At 32.6% G+C, this 18451-nt stretch carries 17 protein-coding genes and 1 riboswitch; of the genes, 7 read left to right on the top strand and 10 right to left on the bottom strand.

Annotation, left to right across the window (positions count from 1 at the left end; translation table 11 throughout):
• The 4 genes from BMX60_RS06860 to BMX60_RS06845 all read right to left on the bottom strand — a co-directional run bounded on the left by BMX60_RS06860 (window position 1) and on the right by BMX60_RS06845 (window position 4615).
• Window positions 1–1197 (bottom strand): Ger(x)C family spore germination protein, encoded by a 1197-nt coding sequence (locus BMX60_RS06860; RefSeq protein WP_091350649.1) that lies wholly within the window; start codon window positions 1195–1197, stop codon window positions 1–3.
• Window positions 1178–2788: a spore germination protein gene (locus BMX60_RS06855; RefSeq protein WP_091350647.1), complete on the bottom strand. Its 1611-nt coding sequence runs from the start codon at window positions 2786–2788 to the stop codon at window positions 1178–1180. The genes BMX60_RS06860 and BMX60_RS06855 overlap by 20 nt, the downstream gene beginning before the upstream one ends.
• A gap of 64 nt (window positions 2789–2852) precedes the next feature.
• Window positions 2853–3695, bottom strand: a complete 843-nt coding sequence (dapF, locus tag BMX60_RS06850) for a diaminopimelate epimerase (RefSeq protein WP_479722605.1) — start codon at window positions 3693–3695, stop codon at window positions 2853–2855.
• A gap of 32 nt (window positions 3696–3727) precedes the next feature.
• Window positions 3728–4615 carry a Cof-type HAD-IIB family hydrolase gene (locus tag BMX60_RS06845; RefSeq protein ID WP_091350645.1) on the bottom strand — a complete coding sequence of 296 codons (888 nt, stop codon included), beginning with the start codon at window positions 4613–4615 and terminating at the stop codon, window positions 3728–3730.
• A gap of 174 nt (window positions 4616–4789) precedes the next feature.
• On the opposite strand from BMX60_RS06845, the gene BMX60_RS06840 reads away from it, so the two are divergent.
• The 4 genes from BMX60_RS06840 to BMX60_RS06825 all read left to right on the top strand — a co-directional run bounded on the left by BMX60_RS06840 (window position 4790) and on the right by BMX60_RS06825 (window position 8162).
• Window positions 4790–5479 (top strand): response regulator transcription factor, encoded by a 690-nt coding sequence (locus BMX60_RS06840; protein WP_091350643.1) that lies wholly within the window; start codon window positions 4790–4792, stop codon window positions 5477–5479.
• A gap of 8 nt (window positions 5480–5487) precedes the next feature.
• Window positions 5488–6912 (top strand): HAMP domain-containing sensor histidine kinase, encoded by a 1425-nt coding sequence (locus BMX60_RS06835; RefSeq protein ID WP_091350641.1) that lies wholly within the window; start codon window positions 5488–5490, stop codon window positions 6910–6912.
• A gap of 52 nt (window positions 6913–6964) precedes the next feature.
• A riboswitch (THF riboswitch) is annotated at window positions 6965–7058 on the top strand.
• A 92-nt stretch (window positions 7059–7150) separates the two neighbouring features.
• The gene (locus BMX60_RS06830) at window positions 7151–7804 is read left to right on the top strand and encodes a folate family ECF transporter S component (RefSeq protein ID WP_091350638.1); all 654 of its coding nucleotides are present in this window, start codon (window positions 7151–7153) and stop codon (window positions 7802–7804) included.
• 4 nt (window positions 7805–7808) lie between these two features.
• Window positions 7809–8162 (top strand): hypothetical protein, encoded by a 354-nt coding sequence (locus tag BMX60_RS06825; protein ID WP_091350636.1) that lies wholly within the window; start codon window positions 7809–7811, stop codon window positions 8160–8162.
• On the opposite strand, the gene BMX60_RS06820 is transcribed toward BMX60_RS06825, so the two are convergent.
• The 4 genes from BMX60_RS06820 to sfsA all read right to left on the bottom strand — a co-directional run bounded on the left by BMX60_RS06820 (window position 8159) and on the right by sfsA (window position 11748).
• On the bottom strand, window positions 8159–9106 hold the full coding sequence (locus BMX60_RS06820; RefSeq protein ID WP_091350634.1) for a DHH family phosphoesterase: 948 nt from the start codon (window positions 9104–9106) through the stop codon (window positions 8159–8161). The two genes, BMX60_RS06825 and BMX60_RS06820, sit on opposite strands and share 4 nt — an antisense overlap.
• A 70-nt stretch (window positions 9107–9176) precedes the next feature.
• The gene (murB, locus tag BMX60_RS06815) at window positions 9177–10076 is read right to left on the bottom strand and encodes a UDP-N-acetylmuramate dehydrogenase (protein WP_091350632.1); all 900 of its coding nucleotides are present in this window, start codon (window positions 10074–10076) and stop codon (window positions 9177–9179) included.
• 118 nt (window positions 10077–10194) lie between these two features.
• A complete protein-coding gene (cas6, locus tag BMX60_RS06810) occupies window positions 10195–10926 on the bottom strand; it encodes a CRISPR-associated endoribonuclease Cas6 (protein WP_091350631.1) in 732 nt (243 codons plus the stop codon).
• Window positions 10927–11037: 111 nt separating this feature from the next.
• On the bottom strand, window positions 11038–11748 hold the full coding sequence (sfsA, locus tag BMX60_RS06805) for a DNA/RNA nuclease SfsA (protein WP_177159729.1): 711 nt from the start codon (window positions 11746–11748) through the stop codon (window positions 11038–11040).
• A 145-nt stretch (window positions 11749–11893) separates the two neighbouring features.
• On the opposite strand from sfsA, the gene BMX60_RS06800 reads away from it, so the two are divergent.
• The gene (locus BMX60_RS06800) at window positions 11894–13795 is read left to right on the top strand and encodes an ABC-F family ATP-binding cassette domain-containing protein (protein ID WP_091350627.1); all 1902 of its coding nucleotides are present in this window, start codon (window positions 11894–11896) and stop codon (window positions 13793–13795) included.
• Here BMX60_RS06800 and BMX60_RS06795 read toward each other — a convergent pair.
• Together BMX60_RS06795 and BMX60_RS06790 are read right to left on the bottom strand one after the other, a co-directional pair.
• Entirely contained in the window at window positions 13744–15933 is a 2190-nt protein-coding gene (locus BMX60_RS06795; RefSeq protein ID WP_091350613.1) for a hypothetical protein, read from the bottom strand. The two genes, BMX60_RS06800 and BMX60_RS06795, sit on opposite strands and share 52 nt — an antisense overlap.
• The gene (locus BMX60_RS06790; RefSeq protein ID WP_091350611.1) at window positions 15917–16948 is read right to left on the bottom strand and encodes a glycosyltransferase family 4 protein; all 1032 of its coding nucleotides are present in this window, start codon (window positions 16946–16948) and stop codon (window positions 15917–15919) included. The genes BMX60_RS06795 and BMX60_RS06790 overlap by 17 nt, the downstream gene beginning before the upstream one ends.
• A 119-nt stretch (window positions 16949–17067) precedes the next feature.
• On the opposite strand from BMX60_RS06790, the gene BMX60_RS06785 reads away from it, so the two are divergent.
• Together BMX60_RS06785 and BMX60_RS06780 are read left to right on the top strand one after the other, a co-directional pair.
• The gene (locus BMX60_RS06785; RefSeq protein ID WP_091350609.1) at window positions 17068–17529 is read left to right on the top strand and encodes a hypothetical protein; all 462 of its coding nucleotides are present in this window, start codon (window positions 17068–17070) and stop codon (window positions 17527–17529) included.
• Window positions 17526–18404 (top strand): sensor histidine kinase, encoded by an 879-nt coding sequence (locus BMX60_RS06780; protein ID WP_091350607.1) that lies wholly within the window; start codon window positions 17526–17528, stop codon window positions 18402–18404. Before BMX60_RS06785 ends, BMX60_RS06780 begins: the two co-directional genes overlap by 4 nt.
• Window positions 18405–18451: the final 47 nt, after the last annotated feature.

Raw genomic sequence — 18451 nt, 5'->3', positions numbered from 1 at the left:
TTATTCTCCTCCTAAGATCGGTTGTACTAAAAATCCAGAGTTATCTAACTGAATATCAGCTTTTATATCAAAAACAACTTGTTGATACAATCCTTCAAACCATTTATCTTTATTTTCATTCCACCATTTCCGATTTGACCTAAAAAACAGATCTCCAATTCCTAACAAATCAGCATTATATTGTCCTTGAAATTTTCTTATAGAGTTATTGATCTCCCCAACCAGTCTTTGGTTGAGGATTTTTTCTATTTCTTTAACTTGATCAATATCTCCAAAATCTACAAAAACATCGGTTTCACCTAACCTACCACTACCTTTTATATTAACCTTTACTTTAGGTTTCCCATCCTTTATCTGTGGGACAAGTTCTGTTCTAACATCACCTATTTCCACAGACATTTTTCCTCCTTTGTATGGCACTACTATTAAAGCTTCTGAAATTTCCCCTTTTAAAAACAATACCCCCCTTGTTTCCGTTTTCGTCATCCAACCTGCCAATTTAGTCCCTTTAATTACAGCAGAACCATCGAGGATAATTTTCTTTTCCATCGTAATAGTAGCAGAAGTCATTTCATCGGTTTCTTCTTGTTGAGATCCCATTACTTCAGGGGAAAGTAATAACATCCTAGCAGTTAAGGAATCTTTATAGGGATTACTCATATCAATTATTAGATCTTTTATCGTACTGGTCTCTTGTTTTGACCATTCATCTTGATTTTCCACCAATCCTTTAATTTCTTCAAATAGGGTTGGCTGTAGACCTGGAGTTACTTGTAAAGCTTTTTTCGCTTCCCCTTGGGTTATTATTACCCAGCTTCTATAGCGTATTTCTCTATTTCTAGTTAAAAAATCAATTATATCATCAAATCCTGATTTAGCAGCTTCTTCTCCGATAACAATTATCTGATTGTGCATAAAAGTTAAACGGCTAGGAACCTTTGCCCGAAAATTTTTACTGGCATCAAAGAGGGTTTGACCACTACTGGCTCCAACCCAAATTTTACCTTCACTGCCGTTGTTAGCTTGGGGTTGGGGTTTAATAATTTGTAACGTCATGGTAAAACCTTCTTCTTCTTTATCTATACCAACAGCTACTACAATACCTAGATCTTCTAACTCAATACTATCCCAACATCCCGGTATAAACAAAAGGAGTAATAAGACAATACTACTAACTTTAACTAGTTTTCTGGACATCTTTTTCCTCCTCTGCCTGTGGTTTTTGGGGTTTCATTTCCCCTCCGCTTTTTAACTTAACGACATTATTTTTAGCAATATAGGTTGGCCTTTGGTTTATCCACCAGACTGGGCCCCTTAAAATAACATCTTTGTTGTCTTGTAAAGTTAAAGGAGCAATTGGTGATAGATAAGGTACTCCAAAGGACCTTAGTGTAGATAAATGGATTGAAATTGCGATAACAGCTATACTCACTCCAAATAAACCTAAAACTGAAGATAATAACAGAATCGGAATTTTCAATAGCCTAATAGCAATCCCTATGTTAAAGGCAGGAACGGTAAAGGAAGCTATACCGGTCCCAGCTACAACTATTACCATTATTTGAGAAACAAGTCCTGCCTGCACTGCCGCTTCTCCAATAACCAAAGCCCCTACGATACTTACAGCTTGACCTATAGGTTTAGGTAGGCGGACCCCCGCTTCCCTTAACGCTTCAAAGGCTATTTCCATCATCAAAGCTTCTAAAAATGCAGGAAAGGGAATTCCTTGGCGGGCAGCGGCAATACTGACTAAAAGTTTTGTTGGGATCATTTCATGGTGAAAAGTTGTTATTGCAACATAGAGGGAAGGCCCTAATAATGATAAGCCAAAGGCTAAATAACGGAGTAATCTAATGGCAGTTGAAAAATAAAATCTTTCGTAATAGTCTTCTGTAATATGTAACATATCTACTAAAACTTGGGGGACAATTAAAACAAAGGGTGACCCATCTACAACAATACACACCCTTCCTTCTATTAACGCCGAAACTGCTGCATCGGGTCTTTCTGTATTTCCTATTTGGGGAAAAGGAGAAAAACTGCTATCTTCAATTAACTGCTCTATTGTACTGGAATCAAGGATAGCATCTATTTTAATCTTATCTAGTCTGACCTTTACCTCTTCTAAGACCTTTGGATCAACGAGATTCTGAATATAGCAAATAGCCACAGAAGTCTTTGTTAGGTGACCGATTTCCTTTTTTTCTATTTTTAAATCAGGGGTTTTAATCCTTTTTCGAATTAATGCTAAGTTGTCTTTGATTCCTTCGGTAAAGCCTTCCCTAGGACCTCTAACTAATGTTTGGGTAATAGGTTCTTGAACATCTCTAGTTGGGTATTCCCTAACTTCTATGGTATAACCGGTACTATATCCATCTATAAGTAATAAAGCTTTGCCTTCTAAGACCCCTATTACTCCTCCGTAAAGATCTGAAATTTTTTCTACAGAATGGTTAACTAATAAATATTCCTCTATATATCGGGGATTACCTTTAATTTTTTCTAATACTACTCCTTCATTCTTCAGCAAAGGATTAATTATAAAATTAACAATAGATTTTTCATCTGTTATTCCACTTAAAAAAAAGATTATCCCTTTTTTATTTCCTTCTATATGTAAAGTTTTTTTATTTACATCATCACAATGCTGAAAAATCTTTTCTAGTATTTGAATATTCTTTTCTAAATCCTCATCTAAACTTATCTCTTTTAAAGCCTCTTCAGTAATTTTTTCAATACTCTCTTTAGTATTTTCCTTTAAATTATTTAGTTTTATAGGTTTTTTCATCGGTAAAACCCCCGTAATAAAAATAGGATAAGCTTATTTATAGCTTATCCTTAATTAATGGAGTTTATAACCATTCTTCTATTTTAACCTTACCTTCAAAAACAAAGGCTGCAGGGCCTTCTTTAAAAACCCTTTCACCATCAAAGGTAATTTTTAATACTCCCCCTAACAAATGAACTTCACCTTGGTTTTTAACTTTTCCCTTTAAAACACTGGCAACAAAGGCTGCACAGGCTCCTGTACCACAAGCTTGGGTTTCACCTACTCCCCTTTCCCAAACTCTCATAACTAAAGTACCATCTTCTTTTAATTGGACAAATTCCACATTGGTTTTTTGGGGAAATAAAGGATGATTTTCTATTAGCGGTCCAATCTCTTTTACAGGAAAATCTTCTACCTGATCTACAAAAATGACGGCATGGGGATTGCCCATTGAAATAGCAGTTATATTTAGTTCTTGTTGAGCAACTTGTATTTTAATATTATTATCACTATTTGTGGTATTGACAGGTATAAGTTCAGGCTGAAAAATAGGGGGACCCATATCTACTTTTACTGTCTCTACTAATCCCTCATTTATTTTTAAATAAAGTTGTTTTACTCCGGCATCGGTATCAATAACTAAATTGGTTTTATCTGTATAACCCTTTTCATAAAGGTATTTCCCGAAACAGCGGATGGCATTTCCACACATTTGGGCTAAACTTCCATCTGAGTTATAAATCACCATCTTATAATCCCCTTTATCAGAAGGTGATACTAATACCAAACCATCTCCACCAATACCTGTATTTCTTTGACAGAGTTTTTTTGCTAATTTTGACCAATCTAATTTTTTATCTTGCAAATTATCGATGATTATAAAGTCATTACCTAGCCCATGCATTTTAGTAAATTCTAGTACCAAAAATATCCCCCCTCGTTAAACAACTAAGGTAATTATTGAGCTTTCTTTATAAATTTAAAATCCTTAACCGGTGTTAACATAAACTCTTTAATAACGGCAGCTACTCCATCGTCCTCATTGCTAAAGGTTATGTGTTTAGCATGGCTTTTAGCGTATTGGGTAGCATTAGCCATAGCCACTGAAAGTCCTGCTACTTGAAACATCGAAACATCATTGGCACTATCCCCTACTGCAATTGTTTGGTCTAATGTTAAATTGTACATACTAGCTAGCCTTTTTAACCCTTCCCCCTTTGAAGCTCCTTGGGGAATTATTTCTAAATAACCGTTTTCCCCTTCATAATGGGTTTCTACGGTACAAGGGAATTCCTCTAATTCCTTTTCAATTATCTTTCCCGTTTCAGTTTTAGCTGCCACAAAAAACTTTTGTATTTGGTGGTTAGAAACTGCATTGACAAAATCCTTAACCCTTATAGTTTTACTTCTTTTGCTTTCTTCATACATAGCTATTAACCTTTTTAAAGATAATAGTCCCTTTCTATTTGACAATTTCGCCAATCCTACTAAACCAACCCCTGATAAAAGGATTCCTTCTAGATGATAAGCCTGACAAGAAATTCCCTTTTTCTTAGATAAAAAATTGGCAATTTCTAATGCTGTATTTTGGGGGAAGTTTAACTGATACTTTACTTCAAAGGTTTTAGGGTCCCTAATTAATGTACCATTGGCAGTTATTATAGGAATATCGATTTCCAGCTCTTGAGCATACTTATAGGCTGAGTAAAAACTCCGTCCTGTATTTAATGTTATTAAATACCCTTGAGCCTGTGCAGTTTTTATTATTTTTTTATTTATAGCTGATATTTTGCCCCCACTGTTTATTAAAGTTCCGTCTATATCCAGTGCTATAAGCTTAAACATCAAATCTCCTCCCTTTTGGAACTTAAAAAACTTAATATATTATACACTAAAATAGAGAAATTGAATAGAGATAAAGGTGGAAAAAAGGATTCTTAAAAAATTTGTTGAATATAATTATAATCAATATAACCAAATATAAAATTATTTTTTAAAAATAGCGGAGGTTTTCCTTGTATGGATAAAAAAATACTAATTGTGGAAGATGATTTAGAAATAGCCAATCTTATTAAAGATTATTTAAAGAGGGAAGGTTTTATTATTGAAATAGCCCAAGATGGTTTGAAAGGGCTACAATTAACCAATACCTTCCAACCTGATTTGATAATTCTAGATATTATGCTCCCTAAATTAAACGGTTTTGAAATATGTAAAGAAGTAAGATCTTTTAATAAAAATATTCCTATTATCATTGTCAGTGCTAAAGATGAAGATAACGATACCATCTTAGGATTAGATCTAGGGGCAGATGATTATATTACTAAACCCTTTAGCCCATCTGTCCTTACCGCTAGGGTGAAAGCTTTAATGCGCCGCAGTTTAGTTAATAATGGGGAAATAACCCCTGCTATTTTAAAGTTTCAAGATTTAACCATAGATTTAGCAGGTTATAACGTTTTTGTAGGGGAAAACCAAATAAATCTACCTACAAAGGAATTTGAACTATTAAAGTTTCTTGCTACCCACCCCCGTCAGGTATTTACTAGAGAAGAAATATATGAACATGTCTGGGGGTTAGATAGTTTAGGTGATGTGGCTACAGTAACTGTACATGTAAAAAGACTAAGGCAAAAAATTGAAAAAAATCCTACTGACCCCCAATATATTAAAACAGTATGGGGGATAGGATATAAATTTGAAGGATAGGGATTTTTATGGTAAAGATTAAATTTCGATATCGGGTACTTATGGCTTTTTTCTCTGTAATACTAATTCCATTAATTGTAACAGGGGGATTTGCTTATTTTTATGGCAAACACCTCTTTAGTCCTGTTAGAGAAAGTTTTTACTTAACTTCAGAAAAGGTTGAATTACTTAATAGTTTTATTATTGACAATTGGGATTTGCTAGATCCAGTTAATAAAGATTTTCATAATGGTATCATAGAAATTATCGATAATGCTCCAGTAATTCTCCGGATTGTTGATAATTCAGGAAAACTGCTTTATAGTTCCGTTGAAGATAATTTTACTAACCATTATCAGTTATTAACAGAAGTAATTCCCGGCCTTGAAAAAAATCGGAACACATCAGATAATGAAATATTAAGTTATACTGTAGGAGAATATATCTATATTTCTGGGGAAATAGTAGGGGTAAAACTTTATACTTATCCTCCACCACCAGATTTTATTCCTAGGCTAACTAAATTTTTGATAGGTACTGTTAGTATCGGTTTAACTTCCCTCTTGTTACATATCGTCCTTTCTGTTTATTTAATATCCCGAAGGGTAACACAACCCTTTAAAGAATTAAATATGGCTATTGAGAAAATTTCTAAAAATGATTTTGATTTTGATATTACCTATAACGCCAGTGATGAACTAGGTAATTTATGTCAAGCCTTTCAAATAATGAAAAATAAATTAAAAGAAGTTAACCAAAAAGAAAAGGAAATCACTATTGCTAAAAAACAACTACTAGCGGCCATTTCCCATGATCTAAGGACTCCCTTAACTTCTATAAAAGGTTATGTAGAAGCACTGAAAGATGGTCTATTTAACGACCCTAAAACCTTCAATAACTACTTGGCAATAATCTCTAACAAAGTAGATAATTTAAGTATCCTTATCGATGATCTATTTAATTTGGCAAAACTCGATTTAGATCAGTTGGAATTTAACTTTGAGAAAGTTAATGTTAAGACCTTTGTCCAAAGTTATTATTTAGATATCAAAGAAGAAGGGAGTTGGCATGATAAACTAATCTCTAAACAGTTGGTAAATCTAGACTCAGCCTTTATATATGTTGACCCAACCAGGCTAGAACAAGTTCTTAATAATCTCTTTTTTAATGCCTTGGAATACAGTAAAAAGGAAATTGTTTTTCAGTGTTACCTTATGGATAAAAAAGTTTTTTTAAATATTATTGATGATGGTCCTGGGATTCCTGAAGAAGACCTTCCCCATATTTTTGAAAAGTTTTATAAAGTGGAAAAATCCCGTTCTAGTAAAGGAAGTGGTTTAGGATTGGCGATAGCTAAAGGGATAACAGAAAAAATGGGGGGTAAAATTGAAGTCTTTAATAACAAAAGGAGTCCAGGATGTACCTTTAGCATTTCCTTCCCATTAGTCAATTAACCCCTAGACAATAATAATTATTATGTTATAATTAGAATTGTAATAAAAGTTTGGCAGAGTAGATACTATGCGTTAAGTGCTTAGGGATGGGATGTCGCCCTAAGACGAAAGGTTTCGCCCTGCGGTATAGTATCGCGTCCGCTGTCACCTTCGGAAAAAGGTTATATGTTTTTCTCAACCTTCTTTTCTGTTGGTTGGCATATTTCTGCCTATCCAAAATTAAAGGGAGGTTTTTTTTATGGAAATTTTTAATTGGTTTGTAGAAACACTAAGTACTAATTTCTATTTTCAAGTAGTAGTATTCGCTACCATCTTCGCCTTATTTTCCTATATTTCTAAAGGGAAAACTCCATCTACTACAATGAATAAAACCTATTGTTTAACATTAGCGTCTTTGCTCATTGCTTTGAGTATCGTTCTAACACGATTCGCCAGCGCTGTAATACCTTTAGGGGGATTACCAGCTTTGAGGATTGGTTTAGGACCTATCCCTATTATCATAGCTAGTTTAGTATTAGGTCCTCATTGGGGATTTGCTGTAGGAGCAGTTGCTGATGTCGTTGGAGTCACTTTATTTCCACAAGGATCACCGATTTTTTTAATATTTGTAGCCCAAGGTCTTTATGGTGTTTTACCCCACTACTTTAAGTTATTGTTTAAAGGAAACTCTTTTATCAACTTTCTTTTTACAGTATCTTTAACTCAGCTAATTACTGGATTTATAACTACTATAGGTCTTGCCCATGCCTTTGGTTGGCCATTATGGGAAGCTTATTTCCTAAGATTACCTACCCAACTAACTTTGATGATCCTATACTCTATTACAGTTTTTCTTTTAAACAAAATTGTTCAACCTGTAGTAGCCCATAGAATAGTTACCCATAGGAGGTAATTTTGTGAATTTAGAAATTTTAGACATCCCAAACCTTCAAAGTGCTAAAGAAGAAATTAAAAAAGTCAACGCTAGCCCTGCTAGTATCAACTTAATGGCAGATAAATGTGTTTTTAAAGTAATAAAATTACAGAATCTATCTACAACTGCAGCTAACATTTTAAAACAAGAATTTTTGTCTAAAGGTGGAGAAGTTGCAGTAAGTGAAAATACCGTTAACTGTAGAGACAAATACACCGATTGTATTATGATGGGTACTATCAGGCAATACAAAGAAGTTATAAAAAAGTTAAAAATTCAACCTCTAAATTTGCCAGAGCTGGCAGAAAAACTTGAGGAAATAATAAAAACCTCCTAATTAGGGAGGTTTTTATTACTTATATTTTCGATTTCCCTTAAGATTCTTTGGATAAAAAAGTCGTAATCCCCTTGACCTTTAAAACCTGCAAAATATTGGTCACCCCAAAAATTTTCTACAACCATATTTTCTGAGGCTTTTTTAACAATTTCATAGACATTATGACTAGTTAAGCATTGATTAGACTTAACTAACCTTAAATGTATCCAGTCCCCTTCTTTATACCCTACTAAAGCTAAGTCTGCTCCTAACTCCAAAAACATAGTTGCTACATAGTAGAGGAAATTTTTGTCAGGCTGGCAGTAAACCAAAATACAATCAGAGAATTCATAAACTTTTCCCCCGGTAGCAGCTTTTAATTTTTGCAGCCTTTCTATTTTACTACTAATCTTAAAGGTATTTAAAACGGTAGAATAGCCTATATTACCGTCTTGTAAAATATTTCCTAAGTCAATTATGGCTTTGTTAGATGCTTTAGTAAGACCGACAGTATCTCCTAAAATTCCCGCTGCTAATCCTAAAGCTACTGCTGGCGTTAAATGTGCTTCCATTTCTTTATAAAGATAATAAACTAATTGGCAAGTAGAATCTACCAATTTATATATATGGGCTTGACTTTTTTCTAACAATAAATTGTTTTTATGATGATCAATTAAAATATAATTTTTAAGGGTTATACCAGGTAATTGTTGTATGTCCGCCGTATCTACTATAATCACCAAATCATAGTCTAGAGGATTGGGGGCAACTTCTATTTTAGCTGCCAATTTATTGATCAATTCAAGGGCGTGTTCAGATACTTTTTGCGGAACCGCTAAAGTTCCTTTAGTTAGTTCTGCCATAGCAAATCCTGCCCCAATGGCATCATTGTCTGCATCATCATGGCATAAAACTAAAACTTTTTTCCCCTTATTCTCTTTTAATATCTCAACAAACTCTTTCACACTTCACCACCTCATCTGTGGCATTATAAAATCTTCAACTTTATGTTACCACATTTTTAGATCTTTGTCTTTAACTTTCTAGATATTTAACTTCCCTTTCTAATTCTACTCCAAATTTTTCTTTTACTGTTTTTTGGATATATTGAATTAAATCCTTTACATCTTGGGCAGTTGCCCCTCCGGTATTAACGATAAACCCACAATGTTTTTCAGAGACTTGAGCTCCACCAATCCTATATCCTCTAAGGCCACTATCTTCGATAAGTTTACCGGCAAAATAACCTTGAGGTCTTTTAAAAACAGATCCGGCGCTGGGTAATTCTAAAGGTTGTTTTTCTTCCCGTTTTTGAGTAAGTTCATCCATTTTAGCTTTTATCTGATTGTAATCTCCTTTTTGTAGTTTTATACAACCTTTAATAATTATGTCATTATATTTTTGAAAAATACTTTTTCGATAGCCAAATTCCATTTCTTCTTTATCGATAGGGACAATTTCCCCATTTCTAATCACCCAGACCCTTTCTACTACATCGCTCATCTGACCTTCATAGGCTCCTGCATTCATAAAAATTCCGCCCCCAAAAGAACCAGGGATTCCTATGGCAAATTCAAAACCTGTTAGAGAGTGCTCTAAAGCCTTTTTACTTATATCTGTCAAGGTCGCTCCACTTTGGGCATAAATCCTTTCATCTTCTCCTGTAATTTTATTTAATTTTTCCGTAAGATTGATAATAATTCCCCTATACCCTTCATCAGATATTAAAATGTTTGAGCCTTTACCTAAGACAAAAAATGGAATATTAAATTCCTTAGCGTAATTGATCAACTGAAGTAAAGCCTCTTCTGTACTTGGTGTAGCAAAATAATCGGCAGGTCCCCCAATTTTAAAAGTTGTATAATCTTTTAATGGATGATTTATTTTTAAATTTTCTTCACCTAAAATTGCCTTCAATTCCTTTTCTAAAACCATTTTTTCACCTTCTCTTATTTTTCTTCAAATCTATTATACCTATAAAGTAGATAAAAATAAAGAAATAAGCATGATTTTAGGGATTTTCCATAAATCATGCTAAAAATTTTTTCTAATATTAACTTCTATGCCAGACTTTAACCATACCAAAACCTTGATTATTTCTTTCTCCAAAACCACAGGAATATCCTACCCGTATAAGATCTGGGCTTCCCTTAACTACAAAGGGTACCATATATCCTAATACTTTAACACCGTTATAATCTAATAACCTACTAGTCCGTTTTTTATTTTCTAGATAATTTTTATCGAAAATAATTTCCAGCCTTTCGTTTTTGGGGAATGAATTATACAAATAATAATATTTTTGCACTAAATCATACCTTAAATTCTCCACAAAACATTTATTTTCAATTCTACAGTAAAGCTCCCTTTTTGCTCCTCTTCCCATAGAAGAAATAGTAATAGGTGACATACAAGTAAACTCCATATCATTGGTGAATTCCGGATCATCCAATATCCTAACTTGTTTAAATTCAAACTCCCCTTGCCCCATAGGATAACTACCCAATTTTGTTAAACCTTTCACAAGCCCATCTATAAAAAAAGGATTGGGTGATGATACATACCAATGGACTTCTTCACCTAAACTTACTATATAATCTCCACTTATTTCAAACTGAGAAAAATATAATTGGGAAAAGGTATAATATTTAAAAGGCTTACCTTTGTGATATAAAGCACTTTTATTGTCAAAAAGGGATTCCATAATTAGTCTTGAGAGACTATAATTATAATTAAAATCTATTTTTGTACCTTTATCACAATAAAAGGTCACTTCAATTCTCATTTTGGAATCCTCCCATCAAACAATACTTTCCTAACAGTGTTATACAACACTATATTATAATTATAATATTCTCTATAAATAATGTAAACCTTATAAAGAGCTTTTTGAATATTAAAATAATTTTATAGGTATAACTTTATCTAAGAATATTCTATTCCTTGTTATTTCACAACTATAACAATAAGCCTTTACTCCCTTTTCCACAGCTTTGATGAGACTTTTAGTAAAATCTAAATCCCTTTCTTTGTTTGGTGAAAAAATAGAAGGGTCATTCCTTTGTACCATAAAGACCACACTACCTTTATACCCTTCTTTTACAGCTTCTATTAACTCTTCTAAATGTCTAGCCCCTCTAGTAGAAGGTGCGTCAGGAAATTTTGCCACTCCATCTTCCACTAATGTTACAGACTTTACTTCTATAAAACCAGGACACCCAGCTTTATCTACTACAAAAAAATCGAACCTACTGTTCTTATATTTTACTTCCCTTTCAACCCGTTGAAGATAACTAAATTCCTCCAAAGAACTGTTTAATAATAATTTTTCCATAAAGGTATTTGGTAGATGAGAATCTAAACAAACCCAAACACCTTCTTTAGATTTTACATGCAATAAATCAAAATTTGTTTTCCTTTTACCATTAAAATCTTTAACTCTAAGATAAATATCGGCTCCTGGTAACAATAACTCCTTGAGTCTTCCTGAAGTAGGAACATGGACAAGTTCTTCTTTTTCCTCTACTAAAACTTTAGCTACAAAGCGATTTAATCTTTCAATAAATTTACCTTCTATAACCTTTTCTGTAATCTCGATAAAATTCAATTTATCATCCCCTAATTTATCTGTTATTTCCTATAATAATTAAATAAAAGGCTGGAGCTAGTACCCTCCTATAATTAACTTTTGACATTAGGTTAACAATAATTTATATTAAATAGAGATATTAAGGTTTTGTGGAGGTTTTAATATGATAATTTTACAATGTAATAATATTGATAAATATTATAATGGTGAACCGATTTTTAAAGATGTATCTTTACAAATAAAAGAAGGAGAAAAAGTCGCTTTAGTTGGAAATAACGGTAGTGGAAAAACCACCCTCTTTAATATTTTAAATGGTACCTTAGATTACGATAAAGGTCAAGTTATTTTAAATAAAGGAATAAATATAGGATTTCAGAGGCAATATGGTGATTTAGACCCTGATAATACCCCCGTCTCTGAGTTAACCGGTGTCTTTCAATATCTTTTAGAAATGGAAGAAGAAATCCGTAGTTTAGAACAGGAAATGGCTTCTTTAAAGGGAGAACAGTTAGAAAAAATTTTTAATAAATATAGCCTTTTAACAACAGAATTTGAAGAAAAAGGGGGCTATCGATATAAAAGTGATATCTATGGTGTTTTACGGGGTTTAGGTTTTACAGAGGAGCAATTCAGCCAAAAAATAGGGACCTTTAGTGGTGGTGAACAGTCCCGTTTATCTTTAGGAAAACTATTATTATCTAAGCCAGACTTATTATTTCTTGATGAGCCCACTAATCATCTAGATATCGAAGGGGTAAAGTGGTTAGAAAGTTTTTTAAAGGACTATAAAGGTGCTGTTTTTGTAATTTCCCATGACCGCCAATTCCTTGATTATTTTGTCACTAAAATCTATGAATTGGAAAATGGCAGTTTGCAGGTATTTCATGGGAATTACAGTTTTTATGCAGAGGAAAAGAAAAAGTTGCGGGAAAAATTACTCAAAGATTACCAAAAGCAACAGGAATATATCGAGAAAACCCAAGAGTTTATCCGTCGGAATATAGCTGGACAAAAAACTAAACAAGCCCAAAGCCGTAGAAAGGCATTGGAAAAATTAGAAGTTATTGAAATAAAAGGTGAAGATAAAAAGGCTAAATTTCAGTTCCATTTAGATAGCCAAAGTGGCCGTTTTGTTTTGACAGTAAAGGATTTATACCATAGTTATGAAGATAATTCAGTTTTAAAAGGAGTATCTTTTATAATAGAGCGGGGTGAGAGGGTAGGTTTAGTAGGACCTAATGGTTGTGGAAAATCAACAATACTTAAGTTAATCAGTGGTGAAATACCTGTACAAAAGGGTGAAATTATCTTAGGTCATAACGTAAATTTAGGATATTTTAGCCAACAGCGAAAGGACTTAAATCCCCACAATAATTTAATTGAAGAAATTTGGGAAGTAAAACCTCAGTGGACTGGAGGCTCTGTCCGTTCTTATCTTGCAAAATTTTTGTTTACAGGAGAAGATGTCTTTAAAAGGGTTGGTGATTTAAGCGGTGGTGAACAAAGTAGATTAGCACTAGCAAAGTTAATTTTAAATAAAAGTAATTTTTTAATACTTGATGAGCCGACCAACCATTTAGATATAGTTTCTAAAGAAGTCCTAGAGGAAGCCCTTTTAGAATATCCCGGTACAATTTTAGTTGTTTCCCATGACCGATATTTTTTAAACAAAATTACAAACAAAACATTGGAATTAAAGGCTGGAAAAATCACTACTTTTTTAGGTAATTATAACTATTATCTAGAAAAATTAGAGCAATTAAGGATTGAGCAAGAACTTGAGGAAAAGAAGACAAAGGAAAAATCTTCTAAATTTAAAGAAAAAATATCTAATAATAAAATTAAACAGTTACAAAAACAATTAGAAGAGATTCAACAGCAAATAGAAAAGACAGAGGAGCTGATAACTGAATACGAACAGCTTCTCTGTCAACCTGAAATCTATTCTAATAGTGAAAAGAATTTAGAAATCACTAGAGAATATAATAATCTAAAAGAAAGTTTAGAAATACTCTATGATAAGTGGGGAGAATTGGAAGGGGAATTATCTAAAGAAAACACGTAAAGAATAGGTAATGCTAAAAATATCATTGCAGTGGCAGCAGCGACTATTCCGGAATCGTTAAGGAAAAGGGCTGCTAAACTACCTGCCAATATAGCCTTTATCCCCCGATAATAGTGCTTTTCTTTTACAAAGGAAAATTTCTTTGGCGGATAAAAACCAATTATTATGGTACTTACTAATAATACTGCAAAGATTCTGCTCCAAATACTAAACCTTATTAATCTCCAGTTTGTTGAGAGTTTTCTAGTTATAGCTAATAAAATCTCTTCTAAACGATTGGCATTTTCACCAGAAAAAATCCTTCCAATATGGGTTTGATCCTGAGAAATTACATTGATGGTTATCATAGCAGTTAGTGCTAATACAAAGACTATTCCTAAGGCAAGGAGATACTTAACAGATCCCTTGCCTTCTTTTATATCTATCAAAGCTACGGCAAAGGTTACAGCTAAGGATAAGGTTCCTCCAAAGTTTGTTCCCCAAAAAGGTGCCATCATAATAATGGCTATTGTTCCATATATAAGATACAGCCATTTTTTCCTTTCAGGTCTTTGGAGTAAAGGAAAAGTGGCTATGATCGAGCTACCAATAATTACCCCCATATATTCGTTACCTATTCCATAAAATCTAGCTCCTGCTATTACATCATATCCTAATATAGACTGTTTTTGTAAAAAACTATTAAACATTGTATCTACTAAAATAGCTGATAAAGTAATTCCACTTAGAGTTATTATTCCTGAGATAGGATTTTTTATATATCTTCTAATCATAAATGCAGTTATGGCACATAGCAAGTAAAAGGTAATTAAATAAGGGACAAGGGGTAGTGGCCCAAAAATTGGCATTAAGAGAAATATCAATGGCCCTGCCATAGCAGTTAAAATTAAAGAACTAAAATATTCCATAGGGATGCTTTGTAATTTTAGGTTTATTAAAAAAGCTACAACTATAACTATAGTTATAACTATATAAATCCTAATGGTAATTGGCCGTTGATTAAAAACGGTATTAATTTGTTTTAAACGGGCAAAGATAAAACTCTGATGTTCTTTCATTTCTATTATATCCATTACTGAACCATAAAAGGTAGGATCTTTGATACCATAGTTATTTAAAATACTAGGAGCTAAATCTAAAGTAGTTATTACTCCAGGTCTTTTAGTGGAAGGTGCAGTCAGAATCCCTTCTTTTCCTCCTTTTTGATAATGATAGATTACTGGAATGTTTTCTCCCTCTTCCCGATAACTTAAAGGAGCATTTAATGTGAGGAGATAGAGATGATCTCTCTCTTCCATAACATTTAGAAGATAAGTAAAGAGGATATCCATTTCCTTTATTATTTCTTCCCTTAACTGTTCAAGTCTTTCTGGTTGATAAAATCTATAATATTCATCTATACGGTGGGTATCCCCTGTATCGATGACAAAGATATTACCCTTTGGGAGATAGTATTGTAAATATTCAATGACTTTATCATAATCAGTACTTGAACCCCCAGGTATTTTATCGTTTTTCTTTAATATCCTTTCATCTATTATTCCATAATCTACTACTCCATTACTATCCATTAAAATTGCTGATGCGTGCCGCTTAATATCAAAATCATCGGAATTACCGATAACAACCCTTTTAATTCCCTGTTCTTTTAAAAGATCTGCCATTTTTCCCACTTCAACGGTATGGGATAAATTACTATTGATATATTGAATATTGTTAATATAAGGGTTAAAGGTCATCTCTTCCCTTAGCCTAAAATTATTGAAGGTATGATAAATCCTTTCGGCATAAATCCCTTCATATACTTCCCCTTTATTAAAAAAGTAGTTTCCATAGGGTGCTAATGCCCTACTTCCCGCTCCAATTGTCATAGCTTGATTTTCCGAAGATTTTCCCCTTGCAGTAGCATTGCTTAGTATTGCCCAAGCACTATTTGTCAAGATTTTTTGTAGACTTTCACCACCGTATTCTATTAAATGCTGAGGCAAAACCCTATCTACTACTATTATAAAGGTTCTGTGGGGCTGTTGAGCAGCCTTGGCCTGTCCTCCGATATTTCCCAAGAAAAATGTCAGGATTAAAAGAAAAGTAAAAAATGTAATTGTAGTTTTGTAAAAAAATCTAAACAACTTTTTCATATAAAAATTCCCCCAATATTTTATTATATACACTTATTGTCAATTCCAGCATTTTACAAATACTAAAGTTTTCAGCAACCCATGCTCTATTATTTATTCCTAATTTATCTAATAAATTCCCCTTATTCCCTATTTCCTTATTAGATAATACCATAATTAAACAATTGGTCAAGGCTTTAATATCTCCTTTAGGAAAAATCAAACCATGGACTCCATGTTCAATTAATTCTGGTAACCCCCCTGCATCACTAACTATTACAGGTATATTTAAAGACATTGCTTCAAGAACAGATACCCCACATCCTTCTACTAAAGATGGTTGAACAAATAAATGGAACATTTCCATATATTCCAAGGGATTTGGTTTATATCCATGAAAATAGACTTTATCCCTTGCTAATTTTTTTAGATTTTCCTCTTCCGGTCCACTGCCTATAATATGTAACCTAACATCGAATTTAGGATAAATATTATTAAAAGCATGGATCAACCCATCATATCCCTTGAGTTTTACTAATCTACCACAGGCACCAATATTGATAATTTTCTTCCCCTTATTCTTAGGTATTTCCTTGTTATCTACAGATACTCCATTATAAATAACAGTAATCTTTGACTGTGGAACTTTAAATTGCCCTTGGATATAGTTTTTTAAACTATGGGATACACAAATAAAATGATCTACTTTCTTAAATAATTCCACTAATAATCCTTTTAGAAAACTATTTCTCCACCTTCCTTCATCTAAAAAACCATGAATAGTACAAACTTTTTTTACCCTCTGAGGAATGAACGGTAAAACCAAAATAGCTTTGTAGCCATGAAAGTGGACAATTACTTCTTCCCTATGACATACATATCTGAGGGCTAAAATGTTTTTTATAAACTTCAGTGGCTTTAAGTTTATTTCGATAACTTCTGTTTGATAATTTAATTTTTTTAATCCCCTTTGGAGCTCTTTTATGTGGGTAGAAATTCCTCCTAATGAAGTGCTTTTAACAAATACAATTAACATTTTTAAAATCTCCTTAACAATAGTAAATTAATTAAACATTTTTGTAGTTATTTAGAGGATTTAATCGTTTTTTGTCGAAATATAGATTTAGTACGAAAGTCCTGTGGAGGTGTACCTGTTTGGAAAAAGTTTCTTTGTTTAATTTTATTTTCAGCATGATACCTAGATCTTTAGTTGCGATCTATTTCTGTCAAAGCCTTTTACTATTTAGAGTTAGTACCACTAAGTTTATGTTAATGAGTTTTTTATTTGCCTGTGTTACTTGGTTGACCCGTGCTTATTTTCCCATAGGGTTTCATTCCTTTGTAGCTATGCTCTTTTTAGTGTTTGTCCTTAATGGATTTGCTAAGGTTAAAATCAATTCTGCCTTTATTACTGCCATCATATATTTTACTTTATTGTATATTTTTGACTTTTTTGTGTTATATATTTATAACTTCTTTACAAATTTATCCCTCTATGAAATTTGGCTTTTAGAAGTAACAAGGGTACTTTTAACAATACCAGCTTCAATAGCCTTTCTAGCTATCAGTTATTATTGTCGAAACAAACCTTATAATTTTGATGAGGTGATATATTGAGGGAGCTTATATCTTTTAAATCCAAATCTAATCTTAAATTAAACTATTTAATTGATGGAATTTTGATTCAATCTTTTTTACAAATTCTTTTAATTGCTTTTACCCACAAAGGATTATTTCCCGATTTAAATTCCCCATATTATCAAGGAATTGTAGGAATAGCAATTATAGTAAATTTATTTGTATTTATTTTAGTTCTTCTCAATATTAAACGTCTTAAAACTGCTGCTATCCAAGAAACAATGATTGCTCAACAAAAAAAATACCTAGATAATTTAGGGAAGTTAGTGGAAACTATTCAACAACAAAAACATGATTTTATCAATCATTTACAGGTTATTGCTGGATTAACTGAACTTAATGATGTGGAAGAACTCAGAAAGTATGTTAAAGAAATTACCGCTGAAGTAAAACCACAGTTCCAATTTATTTCTTTGAAAAGGCTAGAGTTAAAATCCTTGCTTTTCGTGAAAGCAGGGATAGCTAAAGATAAAAATATTGACTTTAACATACAAGTAAGTGATGATTTTGAAGATTTTCCCCTATGTAAAATTGAAGGGGTTAATTTGTTAGGAAATTTAATTAACAATGCCTTTACTGCAGCCTTAAAGGATAGCAAACCGAAGGTTTTTGTACACCTTGATAAAGAAGAAAAGGATGGGAAAAATTTTTACATAATTAAAGTACAAAATAATGGAACTACCATTCCCCAAAATTTAGGTGATAAAATTTTTGCCAAAGGTTATTCCACTAATAACACCGATGGTCTAGGGCTATACATAGTAAAATCTATTGTGGATAAATATAATGGTGAGATAAGCTATACAAGTAGTGAAGAAAATGGCACTGTATTTACTATAAGAATTCCTACCTAAAATTAAAAGAGACAAAGTCATTTTTTAAAGGCTGTGGTAATTAAACA

Source organism: Anaerobranca gottschalkii DSM 13577 (genome assembly GCF_900111575.1).
Classification (GTDB): domain Bacteria; phylum Bacillota; class Proteinivoracia; order Proteinivoracales; family Proteinivoracaceae; genus Anaerobranca; species Anaerobranca gottschalkii.
Note: the sequence above shows the minus strand (reverse complement) of the source record. Positions and strands in the feature narration are given on the sequence as shown.